Genomic DNA, 17185 nt, shown 5'->3' with positions numbered 1-17185 from the left:
TTCGGCGGGTCCGGCGCTAGAATAGCGGGACCGTTGACGACAAAGGGACAAGGTTATCATGCGCACACTAAATCGCCTGTTGCTGGCTGGCTTGTTTGCAATCGCACCATCGGCCGTGATGGCGGCGGACGATGCGCCATCGGCGGACCCGGATGTCACCATTCGCACGGAAGGGGATAAACTCATTCAGGAATACCGGCAAAACGGCTTTTTGTACGCCATCAAGGTCACCCCAAAGGTTGGCAAACCGTATTTCCTGGTGCGCGCGGATGGCTCGGAGGGAAACTTCGTCCGCTCCGACTACCCGGATATGCTGATTCCGGCGTGGGAAATTTTTAAGTGGTAAGTCGTCCTTAACTTTAATCGGCGCCGGCTCAACAGCGGCGCCCGTACTGGCAGTTTAAACATGTCTGTGTTCACCCCCCTGGCTCGGCCCGAGCTGGAAGCTTTTCTCGCCCCTTATGGCCTCGGCCGCCTGCTTGATTTCCAGGGGATTGCCGCCGGTAGCGAAAACACCAATTTCTTTATCAGCCTGGAGCAGGGCGAATTTGTCCTGACCCTAGTCGAGCGCGGCCCGGTTCAGGAAATGCCATTCTTCATCGAACTGCTCGACGTATTGCACGGCGCCGACCTGCCGGTGCCTTACGCCTTGCGCACCACAGACGGCGTGGCCTTGCGCGAACTGGCGGGCAAACCTGCGTTGCTGCAACCGCGCCTGGCCGGCAAGCACATCAAGCAAGCCAACGCGCAACATTGCGCGCAGGTGGGTGAATTGCTCGGCCATCTGCACCTGGCAACCCAGGCCAATATGATCAAGCGCAAAACCGATCGCGGCCTGGACTGGATGCTGGAGGAGGGCACGCAGTTTTTGTCGCACCTCGATGCCGAACAGAAAGACCTGCTGCAACGGGCGCTGGAAGAAATCACCCGGCAGAAAGAAAAAATCCTGGCACTGCCGCGGGCGAATATTCACGCCGACCTGTTCCGCGACAACGCGATGTTCGAAGGCACGCACCTGACCGGGCTGATCGACTTCTACAACGCCTGCTCCGGGCCGATGCTCTACGACGTGGCGATTGCCTTGAACGACTGGTGCTCGGACGACGATGGCGTAATCGATGGACCGCGAGCGCGGGCCTTGCTGGGCGCTTACGCGGCCTTGCGAGCGTTCACCGCCGCTGAAGCCGAGTTGTGGCCGACCATGCTGCGGGTGGCTTGCGTACGGTTCTGGTTGTCACGCCTGATCGCGGCGGAGTCGTTTGCCGGACAGGATGTGTTGATTCACGATCCGATGGAATTTCAATTGCGATTGGCACAGCGACAGACAGTCAACACGCCTTTGCCTTTCGCCCTTTAAAAAGCTTCGCGAGCAAGCCCGCTCCCACATTAGACCGAGTTCTTCCATTTGGAATGCCGTCGAATGTGGGAGCGGGCTTGCTCGCGAATGGGGCACCGCAAATGTTGAGTTACAGTGACTCCAGGCACCCCGCCAGATCATTCCCCAATTTCTCCAACACCTGCTCATAGCCCTGGGAAGTCGCCGGCGTGTACCCGCCCAGCGCATCCAGTTCAGCCAGTTTCACCGGCAAACCCGCCACCAGAGTTTCCGCCAGACGGGGCCGCAGCGGAGGTTCGCTGAACACGCAGGTCTTGCCGACTTCCTGCAATCGCGCGCGCATCGCCGCGACATGCTGGGCACCGGGTTGCACTTCGGCCGCGACGCTGAACACACCCACGTGCTTGAGGCCGTAGGCGTCTTCGAAGTAGTCGAAGGCTTCGTGGAAAACGAAGTAGGGCTTGCCCTGAACATCGGCCAGACGCTTCTTCAGGCGCGCATCCAGTGCATCGAGACGCTCGTCGAAGGCTTTCAGATTGCTCTGATAGCGCGCGGCATTTGCAGGATCGGCGGCACTCAGGTCAGCCGCCATTTTCGTGGCGATGACCCGGGCGTTGACCGGCGACAGCCACAAGTGCGCATCCAGGCTGCCCGGACGGTGATCGTGGTCGTGTTCGTCGGCTTCTTCAGCGTGGGAGTGGTTATCTTCGGCAAAGTGACGCAGTTTCATGCCCGGCAAATCCTGCACGGCGACGTTGGGCAACGTACGACCATTGAGCACCCGTGGCAGGAAGCCCTCCATGTCCGGGCCGATCCAGTACAGCAGGTCCACCGATTGCACCTTGCGTACGTCGGAAGGGCGCAACGCATAGTTATGCGGTGAGGCACCCGGTGGCAGCAAAACCTCGGGGATCGCCACGCCATCCTGCACCGCCGCGGCGATCAGTTGCAGAGGCTTGATGCTGGTAAGGACCTTGACCTCGGCCTGCGCCGAACCGATCAGCAGAAAACTTGCGATAAATGCGACAAAAACAGAAAAAAGTCGGGACACGATGACCACTCGAAGAGGCGAGAACGGGTAACATAATAACGTCTCTCACAAACCTCGTCGCCGCTCATGCTAAAAACACCGATCGCCAGCCGTCCCCACGACCACTCACATTGCGTTCACAGCGCTTTGTCCGAGGCCGATGCCCTGTGCGCACGTCAAGGTCTGCGCCTGACCGCGTTGCGCCGGCGAGTGCTGGAGCTGGTGTGGCAAAGCCACAAGCCTTTGGGTGCCTACGACATTCTCGCGGTCCTCAGCGAACAGGACGGTCGTCGCGCCGCACCGCCGACGGTGTACCGCGCGCTGGATTTCCTGCTGGAAAACGGCCTGGTCCATCGGATTTCCTCGCTCAACGCCTTCATCGGCTGCAATCACCCGGAACATGCTCACCAGGGTCAGTTCCTGATCTGCCGTGTGTGCCACGCCGCGATCGAACTTGAGCAAAAATCCATCAGCGACGCGATCATCGCCAGCGCCAGGGATGTCGGGTTTGTCGTCGAAGGCCAGACCGTTGAAGTGGTCGGTCTCTGCTCCGGTTGCCAGGGGGCTTGATGAGCAACGCGCTGATCCGTCTTGAGCAGGTTGCCGTCACGTTCGCCGGGCAACCGGTGCTGGACAACATCGAACTGAGCGTCGAGCCGGGGCAGATCGTTACCCTGATCGGCCCCAACGGCGCAGGCAAAACCACCCTGGTGCGTGCCGTGCTCGGCCTGTTGAAACCGGACAGCGGCAGCGTCTGGCGCAAGCCGAAACTGCGGGTCGGTTACATGCCGCAAAAACTCCATGTCGATCCGACCCTCCCGCTGTCGGTCCTGCGTTTCCTGCGCCTGGTACCGGGGGTGGACCGTGCGATGGCCTTGGCTGCACTCAAGGAAGTCGGCGCCGAACAGGTGATCGACAGCCCGGTGCAAAGCGTTTCCGGTGGCGAAATGCAACGTGTGTTGCTGGCCCGTGCCTTGTTGCGCGAACCGGAACTGCTGGTACTCGACGAACCGGTACAGGGCGTCGACGTGGCCGGCCAGGCCGAGCTGTATAGCCTGATCACCCGCCTGCGTGACCGTCATGGTTGCGGTGTGCTGATGGTCTCCCACGATTTGCATCTGGTGATGAGCACCACGGACCAGGTGGTTTGCCTCAATCGTCACGTATGCTGTTCCGGCCATCCCGAGCAGGTCAGCGGCGATCCGGCTTTCGTCGAGCTGTTCGGAAAGAACGCACAAAGCCTGGCGATTTATCACCACCATCACGACCACGCCCACGACTTGCATGGCTCGGTGGTCAAGGCGCCCGCGTCGGGCCAACCCCATGTTCACGGAGATAGCTGCAAGCATGGCTGATTTTCTGCTCTACGCCCTGCTTGCAGGCCTGGCCCTGGCCGTCGTCGCAGGCCCGCTGGGGTCTTTCGTGGTCTGGCGGCGCATGGCCTATTTCGGCGACACCCTGTCCCACGCGGCATTGCTCGGCGTGGCCCTGGGTTTTCTGCTGGATGTCAGCCCGACCGTTGCCGTCACTGTTGGCTGCTTGCTGTTGGCTGTGATGCTGGTGACGTTGCAACAACGCCAGCCGCTGGCATCCGACACACTTTTGGGAATTCTCGCACCCAGCACGCTCTCTCTGGGCCTGGTGGTACTAAGCTTCATGCACGAAGTGCGGATCGACCTGATGGCCTATCTGTTCGGTGACCTGCTGGCGATCAGCCCGACCGATCTGGCCTGGATTCTTGGCGGCAGCGCGGCGGTACTGGTCTTGCTGGTTACGTTGTGGCGCCCATTGCTGGCGATCACGGTGCATGAAGAACTGGCCAGGGTCGAAGGTTTGCCCGTGGCGGGATTGCGCCTGGCGTTAATGCTGTTGATCGCCGTGGTAATTGCCGTGGCGATGAAAATCGTCGGCGTGTTGCTGATCACTTCGTTGCTGATCATCCCGGCGGCTGCGGCACAACGTCATGCTCGCTCGCCGGAACAGATGGCACTGGGCGCGAGCCTGCTGGGCATACTCGCCGTGTGTGGCGGGCTGGCGCTGTCCTGGTTCAAGGACACCCCGGCTGGCCCGTCGATTGTGGTGACGGCCGCCGCGCTATTTCTGCTGAGTTTTGTTCTGCCCCGTCGAGGGGTGTAGACTTGCTCGTTTTTTGCGCAAATAGAGAGTCGCAGGAATGAAGTCGTTCGCCTCCCGTTATCTGCTCCTTGTCGCATTTTCTTTGCTGCTGGGCGCCTGCCAAAGCACGCCACCGGCGGCCACCGAGGCCGCCGATGCGCGGGCCGCGGCCATCGTACAGCTGGAACAAAACATCGCCAGCGATGAACTGGCCATCGCCGAAGACCAATTGGCAGCCTTGCAGGCCGAATCGCCCAACGATGCTTCCCTTGAGCAATACCAGCGGCAGCTGGCCGAAGCCTATCTGCGCCGCAGCCAGATCGTGCTGCAAAAGGGTGACGTGGATGCCGCAGCAACTGCCCTGAGCCGTGCCCGCGCGTTGATGCCCAAGGCTCCGGCACTGACCGGCGGAGTCAACGGCTCGATTGCCCAGGCGCGCAAGGCCGAACTGGAAAGAGCCGAAGCCGCCCTCAAGGCTGCCGAAGCCAAGCCAAAAGCCAAGGTTATCGACCTGACGGCTGAAAGCACCACGGTCGTGCTCAATATCAACGATATGGGCAAACTGCGTCGCCAACTGGATGCCATTGCCGCCGATGTGGTGAGTTTTCAGTGCGACGTGAGCATTCAGGCTCCACGCACTAATGATTACCCTTGGCTGGCCAACTTGCTGACCAAACGGGTGAAGAAACTCGATCCTGAGTTTGATCTGAAGCTGGAGCGGCAGATTTTGCGCAGTGTCCCGGCGCAGATGGTTCTAACGCCTCGTAAATCTTAAAAGCATCGCGAGCACGCTCGCTCCCACAGGGTTTCGGGTTGCCCACACATTTTGTGACCAACACATCTCTACTGTAGGAGCGAGCTTGCTCGCGATGGCGGTCTCCCTGGCTCCGCAGATCTTCAGGCCGGAATCGCCTTGGCCTTCGCCTCCCTGTCCCAAACCCGATGCTGCCCACCATGTCGAAGTTGCCTTCGGCCTTGGGTGAGTTTCTTCAGCCGTTCCTTTTTTCTGACCTTTGATCGCGTTATTGCCAAATGACAGGACAAATACGAAATAAATGCTAAGAACCTCTATACGGACAGGCTAAAATGCGCGCCCGGCTAACCGCTGATCCTTTTCTAACGCGCCCCACAAGGTTCGCTACGTGATCGAGTTTCAAAACGTCCATAAAACCTACCGCGTCGCCGGTAAGGAAATCCCCGCCCTGCATCCGACCAGTCTGACGATTGAGAACGGGCAGGTTTACGGCTTGATCGGTCATTCCGGCGCAGGAAAAAGTACCCTGCTGCGTCTGATCAATCGCCTGGAAAACGCCAGTGGCGGCAAAATCACCGTCGACGGTGAAGAAGTCACTGCACTCGACGCCAACGGCCTGCGCCGCTTCCGTCAGCAGGTCGGGATGATTTTCCAGCACTTCAACCTGCTGGCCTCCAAGACTGTCGCCGACAACGTCGCGCTGCCTCTGACCCTGGCCGGCGAATTGTCGCGCAGCGAGATCGATTCGCGCGTGGCCGAGTTGCTGGCGCGGGTCGGCTTGTCCGACCACGCGAAAAAGTACCCGGCGCAATTGTCCGGCGGGCAGAAGCAGCGTGTCGGCATTGCCCGTGCACTGGCGACCAAGCCAAAAATCCTGCTGTGCGACGAAGCCACCAGCGCCCTCGACCCGCAAACCACCGCATCGGTCCTGCAATTGCTGGCCGAGATCAATCGCGAGCTGAAACTGACCATCGTGTTGATCACCCACGAGATGGACGTGATCCGCCGGGTCTGCGACCAGGTGGCCGTGATGGACGCCGGCGTGATCGTCGAGCAAGGCTCGGTGGCCGAAGTGTTCCTGCATCCGAAGCACCCGACCACCAAGCGCTTCGTGCAGGAAGACGAGCAGATCGACGAAAGCGAACAGCGTGACGACTTCGCTCACGTGCCAGGCCGCATCGTGCGTCTGACCTTTCAGGGCGACGCGACCTACGCGCCGTTGCTGGGCACCGTCGCCCGAGAAACCGGTGTGGACTACAGCATCCTGGCCGGTCGCATCGACCGCATCAAAGACATCCCCTACGGGCAACTGACCCTGGCCGTGACCGGCGGTGACATGGAAGCAGCCTTCGCCCGCTTCACCGCAGCCGACGTCCACATGGAGGTGCTGCGCTAATGGAAGCCCTGACAAGTTTCTTCGCCAATATCGACTGGTTCGAAATCTGGCTGGCCACCGGTGACACCTTGCTGATGCTGGGTGGTTCGCTGTTGTTCACCGTACTGCTTGGCCTGCCGCTGGGTGTGCTGCTGTTCCTGTGCAGCCCGCGCCAGTTGCTGGAAGCCAAAGGCATCTACGCGATGTTGTCGCTGGTGGTGAACATCCTGCGCTCGCTGCCGTTCATCATCCTGCTGATCGTGATGATTCCGTTCACCGTGTTGATCACCGGTACCTCCCTTGGTGTCGCCGGTGCAATTCCGCCGCTGGTAGTGGGTGCCACGCCGTTTTTCGCGCGTCTGGTGGAAACCGCCCTGCGTGAAGTGGATCGCGGCATCATCGAAGCGACCCAGGCCATGGGCGCGACTACACGACAGATCATCACCAATGCCTTGCTGCCTGAGGCTCGTCCGGGCATCTTCGCGGCGATTACGGTGACCGCCATTACACTGGTGTCCTACACGGCGATGGCCGGTGTCGTTGGCGCTGGTGGTCTGGGTGACCTGGCGATCCGTTTCGGTTACCAGCGTTTCCAGACCGATGTGATGGTGGTGACAGTGGTGTTGCTGCTGGTACTGGTCCAGGTACTGCAAACCGTTGGCGACAAATTGGTCGTCCACTTTTCCCGTAAGTAAGACATGAGCCGGCCATTCGCTGGCAGGCGCCAAACGGGCGCCTCACATGGAGTTAGCTGAATGAAAAAACTACTCGTGGCCTTCGCGGCCGTTGCGGCATTCTCTGCCCACGCTGAAACCCTGACCGTCGCGGCCACTCCGGTTCCGCACGCCGAGATCCTCGAATTCGTGAAGCCGGCCCTGGCCAAAGAAGGCGTGGACCTGAAGGTCAAGGTATTTACCGACTACATCCAGCCGAACGTGCAGGTCGCGGAAAAACGCCTGGACGCCAACTTCTTCCAGCACCAGCCGTACCTGGATGAGTTCAACAAGGCCAAAGGCACCCATCTGGTTTCTGTGGCTGGCGTGCATCTGGAGCCCCTGGGCGCTTACTCCAGCAAGTACAAGACCCTCGCTGAACTGCCTGGCGGTGCCAACGTGGTCATCCCGAACGACGCTACCAACGGCGGCCGTGCGCTGTTGCTGATGGCCAAGGCCGGCCTGATCAAGTTGAAGGATTCGAACAACATCCTGTCGACCGTCAAGGACATCACCGAGAACACCAAGGATCTGAAAATCCGCGAACTGGAAGCCGCGACCATCCCGCGCGTGCTGACTCAGGTCGACCTGGCGCTGATCAACACCAACTACGCGCTGGAAGCCAAGCTCGATCCGGCCAAGGATGCGCTGGTGATCGAAGGCAGCGACTCGCCTTACGTGAACATTCTGGTGGCTCGCCCGGACGACAAGGACAGCGATGCGATGAAGAAGCTGGTTACCGCGCTGCACAGCCCGGAAGTGAAAGCCTTCATCCTCGAGAAGTACAAAGGCGCGGTGGTGCCGGCGTTCTGATCAGCTGACGTAAACGAAAAAGGGGATGCCAAGTGCATCCCCTTTTTTGTGCCTGAAAATACGGCCCCTGTGGGAGCGAGCTTGCTCGCGATGGGGCCATTACATTCAACATCCAAGCTGACTGATATACCGCCATCGCGAGCAAGCTCGCTCCCACAGGGTTTGGTGGTGTTTTCAGTTGCGCTTGAGCATCACCGGCAACTGCGCCACCAGCTTCGCATTGTTCAACGGCGCGCGGATGAAGCCGCGCTGGGTGCCGTCCGGCCCGATCACCGCGAGGTTGCCGCTGTGATCAACGGTGTAGTTCGGCTTGCTCGTGTCCGCCGGAATGAACGGAATGCTCACCGCGTTGGCGATCGTTTGCAGTTCATCGGTCGACGCCGGGGTCAGGCCGATGAACTGCGGGTCGAAGTAGCCCAGGTACTGCTTGAGCTGCTTGGGCGTATCGCGGTTCGGGTCGACGCTGACCAGCACAATCTGCAATTTATCCACAGCCTCGGGTGGCAATTCGCTCTTGATCTGCCGCAACTGGGCGAGGGTGGTCGGGCAGATGTCCGGGCAGAAGGTGTAGCCGAAGAACAGCAGGCTCCACTTGCCTTTCAATTCATTGATCGCGACCGGCTGGCCGTCCTGATTGGTCATCATCACGTCCGGCAGATTACGGCTCTGCGGCAGCAAGATGATACCGGCGTCGATCAGCGCCGTCGGATCGCCCTGGTTTTTCCCGGACAGCACCTTGTTGACGGTCAGGCCCAGGATCAGTGCGACCAGGGCGACAAGTATGAAGACGGTTTTCTGGGTTCGAGTCATAGGTTCAACAATAGGTAGTGGTCTACGAGCAGGGCGATAAACAGCAGGAACAAGTAGTAAATAGAGTACTTGAACGTGTTGATCGCCGCGTGCGGCCGAGTGCCACGGTACAGCACCACGGCCCATTGCAGAAACCGCGCGCCCAGCCCGAGCGCGCAGACCAGGTAGAGCGTGCCGCTCATGTGGATCACATAAGGCATCAGGCTGACGGCAAGCAATGCGAAGGTATAAAGCAGGATGTGAATCTTGGTGTAGTGCTCGCCATGGGTGACCGGCAACATCGGGATGTCGGCCTTGGCGTATTCCTCCTTGCGATGGATCGCCAGCGCCCAGAAGTGCGGCGGTGTCCAGGCGAAGATGATCAGCACCAGCAGCAGCGGTTCAGCGCTGACGTGACCGGTGGCGGCGGTCCAGCCGAGCAATGGCGGCGCGGCACCGGCCAGACCACCGATGACGATGTTCTGCGGGGTCGCGCGCTTGAGGAATCCGGTGTAGACCACCGCGTAGCCGAGCAACGAGGCGAGGGTCAGCCACGCGGTCAGCGGGTTGGTGAACGCCAGCAGCATGGCTTGCCCGAGGACCGCCAATACCAGCGCGAACGTCAGCGCGGCGGTCGGCGAAACCCGGCCTTCGGCAAGCGGCCGCTTGTGGGTGCGCGCCATCACTGCGTCGATGCGCCGGTCCACCACATGATTGACCGCCGCCGCGCCACCGGCACACAGGGCGATGCCCAGGTTGCCGAAAATCAGCACCGTCCACGGCACCCCGGCGCGGGTCGCGAGGAACATCCCCACCAGCGAAGTGATGAGCATCAGCACCACGACTTTGGGCTTGGTCAGTTCCAGGTAGTCACGCCAGATCGCCTGACTGGGACGTTCGCCGATCAGAATCGCCATGGCATTTCTCCTTTTATTGTTATGGGCCCGGCTGAGTGTTTACGCGGGCTGAAGTGCCAGCGCGCTTGCTTGACCCGGACCAGACTGGTTCGGGCGTGGTAATTGACCAGCACCATGGTCAGCAACAGCGCCGCGCCGCCCGCGTTATGCGCGACGGCCACCGGCAGCGGCAGATGGAACAACACGTTGCTGATGCCCAGGGTGATTTGTGCGCCGAGGGCGATCAGCACCAGGCCTGCCAGGCGCGTCATGCCAACCGCCTTCAGTTGCCAGGCCAGACCGAGCAATACCAGGGTGACCAGTAACGCGCCGATGCGATGAGTCAGGTGAATGGCCGTCCGGGCATCGCTGTCCAGTTGCCCGCCGAGGTAGTTCGGGCCGATGTGCTGGGTCAGGTGAAAGCCGTTGGCGAAGTCCGCCGCTGGCAACCACTGGCCGTGACAGGTCGGAAAGTCGATGCAGGCCACGGCGGCGTAATTGGAACTGACCCAGCCCCCGAGGGCGATTTGCCCGATCACCAGCAACAGCCCTGCCGTCGCCCAGTGCTGCAAACGTCGTGGCACGGTCAGCGCCGGCAGTACGCCGGACAGGCGCAAGGTCAGCAGAAACAACAGGCTCAAGGTCGCGAAGCCGCCCAGCAAATGCCCGGTGACCACCTGCGGCCAGAGCTTGAGCGTTACCGTCCACATGCCGAACGCGGCCTGGCCAAAAACCACCGCCAACAGGAACAACGGCAGCTTCACCGGCTGTCCGGGATGGCGGCGATGCACCCACGCACGACCGGCCAACACCGCGATCAACAGCCCCAGCGTGCCGGCGGAGTAGCGGTGGATCATCTCGTTCCAGCCCTTGTGGGCCTCGACCGGAGCGTCCGGGAAATGCAATTCGGCATGGGCCAGTTGGGCTTCGCTTTTCGGCACGCTGATGAAGCCATAGCAGCCGGGCCAGTCCGGGCAGCCGAGGCCGGCGTGGGTCAGGCGGGTGTAGGCGCCGAGCAACACCACAATCAGTGCCAGCAAGGTGGCAAACAACGCGAGGCGAAATCCAGGCTTGGCCATGACGATGCCCTTATCCGATGTTCGACAGTTTCAGCAGATGGCGCAGATCGTTGAGTAAGTCCTTACCCTTCACCGACGGGTCGTAGCGCAGCACCAGATTGCCGTGGGGGTCGATGATCCACAGGTGCGGCGCGTCATTGCTCTGAGCGCCTTTTGTGTAGGCAGGCAAGTCCAGTGAATAACGTTGCAACTGCGGGTACTCGCGTTGAAGTTTAGTCTCGTAATCGCTGTTCAGCGTCTGCGCGGTGGCCAATGCATGGCTGGCGCGGGACGCATCGCGGCCCAGGCCGATCTGGATTTGCCGCGCCAGATACACCAGTTGCTGGCAGTCCACCGCGCAATCCTTGGGCGCGGTCACCAGTATCTGCCAACGCTCTTCCTGGGTCTGCACGCCGATGTCCGCCCGGGTCTGACCGTTGCCGATCAGTTCGCCGTGATAACTGCGGCCCTCGGGCACCCAGAAATTCAGCTTGTACATGCCGGTGGCAAGGATCATCGGACCGATCACCCCGAGCAGGATCAGCAGCAGTTGCATACGGCCCTTGCGCCGGTTCACCAACGGTTTCGTCTCAGACATGCTGGGTGGATTCATGGCCGCTCCCATGGTGTTTCTCCTTTGCGTTGTGCCAGCCGAGATAGAGATAAAGACCGAACAGGACGATCGCCATGGCGAACCACTGCACGGCATAAGCGATGTGTTTTTCCGGGCCCATGGCGACTACGGGCCAGTCGGCCTGATAGGTGGCGGGGCCGGTTTCGGCCCGCAGTTCGTAGGCAAAGCCTTCGCGATTCAGCGCTGTCCAGAGCTTGTCTGGTTCAACGGCCGTAATCAGCTTCGGCCATGTCAACGTTGTGGGATCTGCGTGCAATTGGAACGTCGCCCCAGGGGAGACGTAGACCCACGCGTCAAGACTTACCGCCTCGGTGGGTGTCTTGAATTGCGGTGGTGTGCGGCGCTCCGGCCAAGGCAACCAGCCGCGATTGACCAGCAGCCAAAGCCCGGTGGCCTGATCGTGAAAGGGTTGCAACAGCTCGACGCCAACCCTGCCGTTGCGTTGACTGTTATCCAGCAGCAGGCTGTGTTCGGCATCGAACTGGCCGTACAGGTGAACCCGACGGAAGGCCGGGTCTGTCGTGTGTTGCAGTTCGGTGCTGGCCATCGGCTCGGCGGCCCGCCGCTCGGTGTAGCTTTGCAGCAGCACGCTTTTCTCCGCGCCCCGGCTCAACTGCCAGAGCCCCAGGGACACCAGTAGCGGCAGCAACAACGCCACCACCAGCGTTGGCACGATACCTGGCCGAAAGCACTTCATGGCATTGCCAGAAAATCGGTCATCGCGATAGCTATACTCAAGTACATCGCTTGTCCCCCCGGAGTCTCACCATGCTCAAAGCAGCCATCGTCCTGATGCTGATTGCCACGGTTGTCAGCCTGTTCAGCGGCCTGTTTTTTCTGGTCAAGGACGACAGCCGCTCAAACCGCCTCGTCATTGCCTTGAGTGTTCGTGTGACCCTGGCCGCCCTTACCCTTGGCTTGATTGCCTGGGGCTTTTTCAGCGGCCAGTTGGTTTCCAATGTCCCCTGGTAACTGCTGCTTTAAAGCACATAGACGAAAACAAACAGCCCGATCCACACCACGTCCACGAAGTGCCAGTACCAAGTCGCCGCTTCGAAACCGAACTGGTGCTCGTTGTCGAAATGCCCGCGCATGATCCGCACCAGCATCACGAACAGGATGATGGTGCCGATGGTGACGTGGGCGCCGTGGAACCCGGTGAGCATGAAGAAGGTCGCGCCGTAGATGCCCGAGCCCAGGGTCAGGCCCAGTTCGCGGTAGGCGTGCATGTACTCTTCGGCCTGGAAGATGAGGAACGCACTGCCGAGCAATACAGTGAGCGCCAGCCAGAGTTTCAGTGCGCCGCGATGGCCCTTTTTCAAGGCATGGTGGGCGATGGTCACGGTCACGCTGGAACTGACCAGCAACACGGTATTGAGTAGCGGCAGGCCCCAGGGGCTAATGACTTCCTTGGGCGGAGGAAACAGTTTCGAGTCGGGGTTGCTCAGCAACGGCCAGGTGAACTGGAAGTTCGGCCACAGCATGTGCGCCATGCCTTTGGCACCCTCACCACCGAGCGCCGGTCCGGAGATTTGACGCACATAAAACAGCGCGCCAAAAAAGGCGATGAAGAACATCACCTCCGAGAAGATGAACCAGCTCATGCCCCAGCGGAACGAGCGATCCATCTGTGCGCTGTACAAGCCGCCGCGACTTTCCTTGATCACCGTGCCGAACCAGCCAAACAGCATGTAGGCCAGCAACAGGCCACCGACGAAAAAGATCAGCGGCCCGTGGGATTCCGGACGCGCTGCTTTCAGATCATTGAACCAGGTGGCCAGGCCAAACACCGTGACGAACATCCCGACCGTGGCGATGATCGGCCATTTGCTCTGAGCCGGGACGTAATAATGTTCATGAGTTGCCATTTATTGTTCTCCTTATCGGGCACGCTCAGCCGCCAGTGTTTACAGCTACCGGTGGATGTCGGGCGGTGATATCGAACAGCGTGTAGGACAGCGTCAGGTGCTTCACATCCTTGGGCATGTCACGATCAACGATGAAACGTACCGGCATTTCGATCCGCTGACCGGGCTGCAGCACTTGCTGGGTAAAGCAGAAACATTCGGTCTTGTGGAAGTACGCCGCCGCATTGCTGGGCGCGATGCTCGGCACGGCTTGGGCGCTCATCGGTTTATCGGTGGGGTTGTGGGCGATGAAGATCATCTCGTTCACCGCCCCCGGGTTCGCGGTCAATTCGTCATGTTTGGGATAAAAGTCCCACGGCATGTCGGCGGTGTTGGTCGACAGAAACTGCACGCGTACCTGCCGCGAAGTGTCGACCGTTTGCTCACCCTCGTACTGCCCGCCGGTCTTGCCATTAATGCCGAAGGCCTTGCACATCACGTCGTAGATCGGCACCAGGGCAAAGCCGAACACAAACATTGCCACCACCACGGTCAGCAGGCGCGTGACCAGTTTCTTCATCGAAATCGAGTCAGCCATGATTTCCGCACAACCCTGCAGGAGCGAGCTTGCTCGCGAAAAACTTGGGAGCGCCGTGGTGTGTCAGGCTTCCAGCGTCATCGTTGACGACCATCGCGAGCGAGCTCGCTCCTACAAAGGGCCAGGCGTTCATTTCACTTCCGGCGGCGTGGTGAAGGTGTGATACGGCGCCGGCGACGGGATGCTCCACTCCAGACCTTCAGCCCCATCCCACGGCTTGGCCGGTGCCGGCGCGCCGCCGCGAATGGTCTTGATCACGATGAACAGGAAGAAGATCTGCGTGGCGCCGAACATGAATGCGCCGATCGACGACACCATGTTGAAGTCGGCGAACTGCAGGTTGTAGTCCGGAATCCGTCGTGGCATGCCCGCCAGCCCCACAAAGTGCATCGGGAAGAAGGCCAGGTTCATGCCGATGAACGACAGCCAGAAATGCAGCTTGCCGAGGGTTTCGTCGTACATGTGGCCGGTCCATTTCGGCAGCCAGTAGTAGGCCGAGGCGAAGATCCCGAAGATCGCCCCCGGCACCAGCACGTAATGGAAGTGCGCGACCACGAAGTAGGTGTCCTGGTACTGGAAGTCCGCCGGGGCGATGGCCAACATCAACCCGGAGAAACCGCCGATGGAGAACAGGATCACGAACGCCACGGCAAACAGCATCGGCGTCTCGAACGTCAACGAACCCTGCCACATGGTGCTGGCCCAGTTGAACACCTTCACGCCCGTCGGCACCGCAATCAGCAACGTGGCGTACATGAAGAACAACTCGCCCACCAGCGGAATGCCGACCACGAACATGTGGTGCGCCCAGACGATGAACGACAGGAACGCGATACTCGCCGTGGCGTAGACCATCGAGGTGTAGCCGAACAGTGGCTTGCGCGAAAAGGCCGGAATGATCGAGCTGACGGCGCCGAACGCCGGCAGGATCATGATGTACACCTCGGGGTGACCGAAGAACCAGAACACATGCTGGAACAGCACCGGGTCTCCGCCACCGGCGGCACTGAAGAAACTGGTGCCGAAGTGGATGTCCATCAGCATCATCGTCACACAACCGGCCAGTACCGGCATCACCGCAATCAGCAGGAACGCGGTGATCAGCCAGGTCCAGACGAACAACGGCATTTTCATCAGCGTCATGCCGGGGGCGCGCAGGTTGAGGATGGTGGCGATCACGTTGATCGCGCCCATGATCGAACTGATCCCCATCAAGTGGATGGCGAAAATGAAGAAGGTCACGCTTTCCGGCGCGTAGGTCGTCGACAGCGGCGCATAGAACGTCCAGCCGAAGTTCGGCCCGCCACCGGCAGTGAACAGGGTCGACACCAGCATCAGGAACGCCGCCGGCAACAGCCAGAAACTGAAGTTGTTCATGCGCGGCAGGGCCATGTCCGGCGCGCCGATCATCAGCGGAATCATCCAGTTGGCGAGGCCGACGAAGGCCGGCATCACCGCACCGAAGACCATCACCAGACCGTGCATGGTGGTCATCTGGTTGAAAAATTCCGGCTGGACGATCTGCAGCCCCGGCTGGAACAGCTCGGCGCGAATCACCATCGCGAACGAACCGCCAAGCAGGAACATGGAGAACGCAAACCACAGGTACAACGTACCGATGTCCTTGTGGTTGGTGGTCAGCACCCAGCGCATCAGGCCTTTTGCGGGGCCATGGGCGTGGTCGGTGGCGGTATGAACATGTTCATCGATTACAGCAGTCATGTCCTGTCTCCTGCAAACAGATGGACTGGGCGGGCCGGGGTGCGTAGCCCCGACCGGTTCCTTACGTGCGCAATAGACCGGGTCATTTGCTTTCCGCCTGTTTCAGCTCCAGCACTTCTTTAGGCGTGACCATGTCGCCCTTGTTGTTGCCCCAGGCGTTACGTTCATAGGTCACGACCGCCGCGATATCGACCTCCGAGAGTTGCTTGCCGAATGCGGCCATGGAAGTGCCAGGCTTGCCGTGGAAGACAATGCCCAGGTGAGCGTCTTTCGGTCCGGTGGCGATTTTCGAGCCCTTGAGTGCCGGGAACATCGGCGGCAGACCCTGGCCTTCGGCCTGGTGACAGGCCACGCAGGTGGTGTGATAGACCTTGTCGCCGCGTTCCTTGAGCTCCTCGAGCGTCCATTCCTTGCTGGTCAGCTCTTTGAGCTGCGCGGCCTCGGCCTTGCGATCGGCCAGCCATTTTTCGTAATCGGCCTTTTCCTTGACCTCGACCACGGTCGGCATGAAGCCGTGATCCTTGCCGCACAACTCGGCGCACTGGCCACGGTAGATGCCGGGCTTGTCGATACGGGTCCAGGCTTCATTGACGAACCCGGGAATCGCATCGCGCTTGACCGCGAAAGCCGGCACCCACCAGGAGTGGATCACGTCGGCGGAGGTCACCAGGAAGCGCACCTTGGCACCGACCGGCAGCACCAATGGCTTGTCGACTTCGAGCAGATAGTGCTCGCCCTTGGTTTCCTTGTTGTGGATCTGATCCTGGGGGGTGGTCAGGTTGCTGAAGAACTCGACGTCCTGGCCCAGGTATTTGTAGTGCCACTTCCACTGGTAACCGGTGATCTGGATGTCGATTTCCGGCTCACTGGCGTCGTACATCTTGATCAGGGTCGCGGTAGCGGGAACCGCCATGGCCACCAGGATCAGGAAGGGCACGATGGTCCAGAGAATTTCGACGGTGGTGCTTTCATGAAATTTGGCGGCCACCTGCCCGGTCGAGCGGCGGTGGAGAATCATCGACCAGAACATGGCACCAAATACGATGATGCCGATCACCACACAGATCCAGAAAATGATCATGTGCAGGTCGAATACTGCGTGACTGATTTCAGTCGCTCCAGGCGCCATATTCACAGTCCAGGCCGCTTGCGCCTGACTGAAAATCGACCACAACAGGAGGCCCATCCAGACATGTGGATGTCGCATCATTGCGGGTTCCCCTTATCGTTCTTGTTATCCCGCCGGCTTTCACCTGCGGCAAGGGAGCGGCTGCATCAGACTACGAACTTGAGCACCGGGCCTTGCTGCATATGCAGTCGGGCGTCATCAGCTAACTCCATTCCACCCCGAGTATAGACAGCGACTCTCACCTCGCAATGCGAAGGCGTAAATGATCTGAAACAGCATTAACTTGCGTTGCAGGGCACGAATGGAGAAGGATGCAGACGAGTGGTGGCAAATCGATATAACGGGACCGTCTCAAGGATGAAATAATTATGACAAA

Annotated in this window: 20 protein-coding genes; 10 read left to right on the top strand and 10 right to left on the bottom strand. The window is 60.2% G+C overall.

Going from position 1 to position 17185, the window contains the following annotated elements; all coding sequences use genetic code 11:
* The first annotated feature begins 58 nt into the window (after positions 1 to 58).
* Together KGB29_RS27640 and KGB29_RS27635 are read left to right on the top strand one after the other, a co-directional pair.
* Positions 59 to 346: a DUF2782 domain-containing protein gene (locus KGB29_RS27640; protein WP_057712597.1), complete on the top strand. Its 288-nt coding sequence runs from the start codon at positions 59 to 61 to the stop codon at positions 344 to 346.
* A 60-nt stretch (positions 347 to 406) separates the two neighbouring features.
* Positions 407 to 1357: a homoserine kinase gene (locus KGB29_RS27635; RefSeq protein WP_154860828.1), complete on the top strand. Its 951-nt coding sequence runs from the start codon at positions 407 to 409 to the stop codon at positions 1355 to 1357.
* A 109-nt stretch (positions 1358 to 1466) separates the two neighbouring features.
* On the opposite strand, the gene znuA is transcribed toward KGB29_RS27635, so the two are convergent.
* Positions 1467 to 2387, bottom strand: coding sequence for a zinc ABC transporter substrate-binding protein ZnuA (gene znuA / locus KGB29_RS27630; RefSeq protein ID WP_191628307.1), 921 nt, complete (start codon positions 2385 to 2387; stop codon positions 1467 to 1469).
* A gap of 66 nt (positions 2388 to 2453) precedes the next feature.
* Between znuA and zur the strand changes: the two genes are divergently transcribed.
* The 7 genes from zur to KGB29_RS27595 all read left to right on the top strand — a co-directional run bounded on the left by zur (position 2454) and on the right by KGB29_RS27595 (position 8136).
* A complete protein-coding gene (gene zur, locus KGB29_RS27625; RefSeq protein WP_008045818.1) occupies positions 2454 to 2936 on the top strand; it encodes a zinc uptake transcriptional repressor Zur in 483 nt (160 codons plus the stop codon).
* Positions 2936 to 3721: a zinc ABC transporter ATP-binding protein ZnuC gene (gene znuC, locus KGB29_RS27620; protein ID WP_007989407.1), complete on the top strand. Its 786-nt coding sequence runs from the start codon at positions 2936 to 2938 to the stop codon at positions 3719 to 3721. The genes zur and znuC overlap by 1 nt, the downstream gene beginning before the upstream one ends.
* Complete coding sequence (gene znuB, locus KGB29_RS27615; RefSeq protein WP_057712600.1) at positions 3714 to 4502, top strand: zinc ABC transporter permease subunit ZnuB; 789 nt, start codon at positions 3714 to 3716, stop codon at positions 4500 to 4502. Before znuC ends, znuB begins: the two co-directional genes overlap by 8 nt.
* Before the next feature lie 37 nt (positions 4503 to 4539).
* Positions 4540 to 5256, top strand: coding sequence for a PA5502 family lipoprotein (locus KGB29_RS27610; RefSeq protein ID WP_154909717.1), 717 nt, complete (start codon positions 4540 to 4542; stop codon positions 5254 to 5256).
* A 367-nt stretch (positions 5257 to 5623) separates the two neighbouring features.
* On the top strand, positions 5624 to 6631 hold the full coding sequence (locus tag KGB29_RS27605; protein WP_057712602.1) for a methionine ABC transporter ATP-binding protein: 1008 nt from the start codon (positions 5624 to 5626) through the stop codon (positions 6629 to 6631).
* Positions 6631 to 7305 (top strand): methionine ABC transporter permease, encoded by a 675-nt coding sequence (locus KGB29_RS27600; RefSeq protein ID WP_057712603.1) that lies wholly within the window; start codon positions 6631 to 6633, stop codon positions 7303 to 7305. The genes KGB29_RS27605 and KGB29_RS27600 overlap by 1 nt, the downstream gene beginning before the upstream one ends.
* A gap of 60 nt (positions 7306 to 7365) precedes the next feature.
* Positions 7366 to 8136, top strand: a complete 771-nt coding sequence (locus KGB29_RS27595) for a MetQ/NlpA family ABC transporter substrate-binding protein (protein ID WP_102669524.1) — start codon at positions 7366 to 7368, stop codon at positions 8134 to 8136.
* Positions 8137 to 8310: 174 nt separating this feature from the next.
* On the opposite strand, the gene KGB29_RS27590 is transcribed toward KGB29_RS27595, so the two are convergent.
* From KGB29_RS27590 to KGB29_RS27570, 5 genes are read right to left on the bottom strand one after another with little or no spacing between them, the layout of a single operon-like run.
* Positions 8311 to 8946: an SCO family protein gene (locus KGB29_RS27590; RefSeq protein ID WP_057712605.1), complete on the bottom strand. Its 636-nt coding sequence runs from the start codon at positions 8944 to 8946 to the stop codon at positions 8311 to 8313.
* Positions 8943 to 9842 (bottom strand): heme o synthase, encoded by a 900-nt coding sequence (cyoE, locus tag KGB29_RS27585; protein WP_008045805.1) that lies wholly within the window; start codon positions 9840 to 9842, stop codon positions 8943 to 8945. The genes KGB29_RS27590 and cyoE overlap by 4 nt, the downstream gene beginning before the upstream one ends.
* Positions 9830 to 10900, bottom strand: a complete 1071-nt coding sequence (locus tag KGB29_RS27580; protein ID WP_150812643.1) for a COX15/CtaA family protein — start codon at positions 10898 to 10900, stop codon at positions 9830 to 9832. The genes cyoE and KGB29_RS27580 overlap by 13 nt, the downstream gene beginning before the upstream one ends.
* A gap of 10 nt (positions 10901 to 10910) precedes the next feature.
* Positions 10911 to 11504 (bottom strand): hypothetical protein, encoded by a 594-nt coding sequence (locus tag KGB29_RS27575; protein WP_154909721.1) that lies wholly within the window; start codon positions 11502 to 11504, stop codon positions 10911 to 10913.
* Positions 11470 to 12210: an SURF1 family protein gene (locus KGB29_RS27570; RefSeq protein ID WP_090452326.1), complete on the bottom strand. Its 741-nt coding sequence runs from the start codon at positions 12208 to 12210 to the stop codon at positions 11470 to 11472. The genes KGB29_RS27575 and KGB29_RS27570 overlap by 35 nt, the downstream gene beginning before the upstream one ends.
* Positions 12211 to 12281: 71 nt before the next feature.
* Between KGB29_RS27570 and KGB29_RS27565 the strand changes: the two genes are divergently transcribed.
* Positions 12282 to 12485: a twin transmembrane helix small protein gene (locus KGB29_RS27565; protein WP_154909723.1), complete on the top strand. Its 204-nt coding sequence runs from the start codon at positions 12282 to 12284 to the stop codon at positions 12483 to 12485.
* A gap of 8 nt (positions 12486 to 12493) precedes the next feature.
* Here KGB29_RS27565 and KGB29_RS27560 read toward each other — a convergent pair whose 3' ends face one another.
* From KGB29_RS27560 to coxB, 4 genes are all read right to left on the bottom strand, one after another.
* Positions 12494 to 13381 carry a cytochrome c oxidase subunit 3 gene (locus KGB29_RS27560; RefSeq protein WP_090452324.1) on the bottom strand — a complete coding sequence of 296 codons (888 nt, stop codon included), beginning with the start codon at positions 13379 to 13381 and terminating at the stop codon, positions 12494 to 12496.
* A 25-nt stretch (positions 13382 to 13406) separates the two neighbouring features.
* Entirely contained in the window at positions 13407 to 13958 is a 552-nt protein-coding gene (locus KGB29_RS27555; protein WP_056726726.1) for a cytochrome c oxidase assembly protein, read from the bottom strand.
* Between the two features lie 129 nt (positions 13959 to 14087).
* Positions 14088 to 15680: a cytochrome c oxidase subunit I gene (ctaD, locus tag KGB29_RS27550; RefSeq protein WP_057712611.1), complete on the bottom strand. Its 1593-nt coding sequence runs from the start codon at positions 15678 to 15680 to the stop codon at positions 14088 to 14090.
* A gap of 82 nt (positions 15681 to 15762) precedes the next feature.
* Entirely contained in the window at positions 15763 to 16890 is a 1128-nt protein-coding gene (gene coxB / locus KGB29_RS27545; RefSeq protein ID WP_090452322.1) for a cytochrome c oxidase subunit II, read from the bottom strand.
* Positions 16891 to 17185 lie beyond the last annotated feature (295 nt).

Origin of the sequence: Pseudomonas sp. BF-B-30 (assembly GCF_019956305.1) — a bacterium.
GTDB lineage: Bacteria > Pseudomonadota > Gammaproteobacteria > Pseudomonadales > Pseudomonadaceae > Aquipseudomonas > Aquipseudomonas jessenii.
This window is presented reverse-complemented; position numbering and strand designations above follow the sequence as displayed.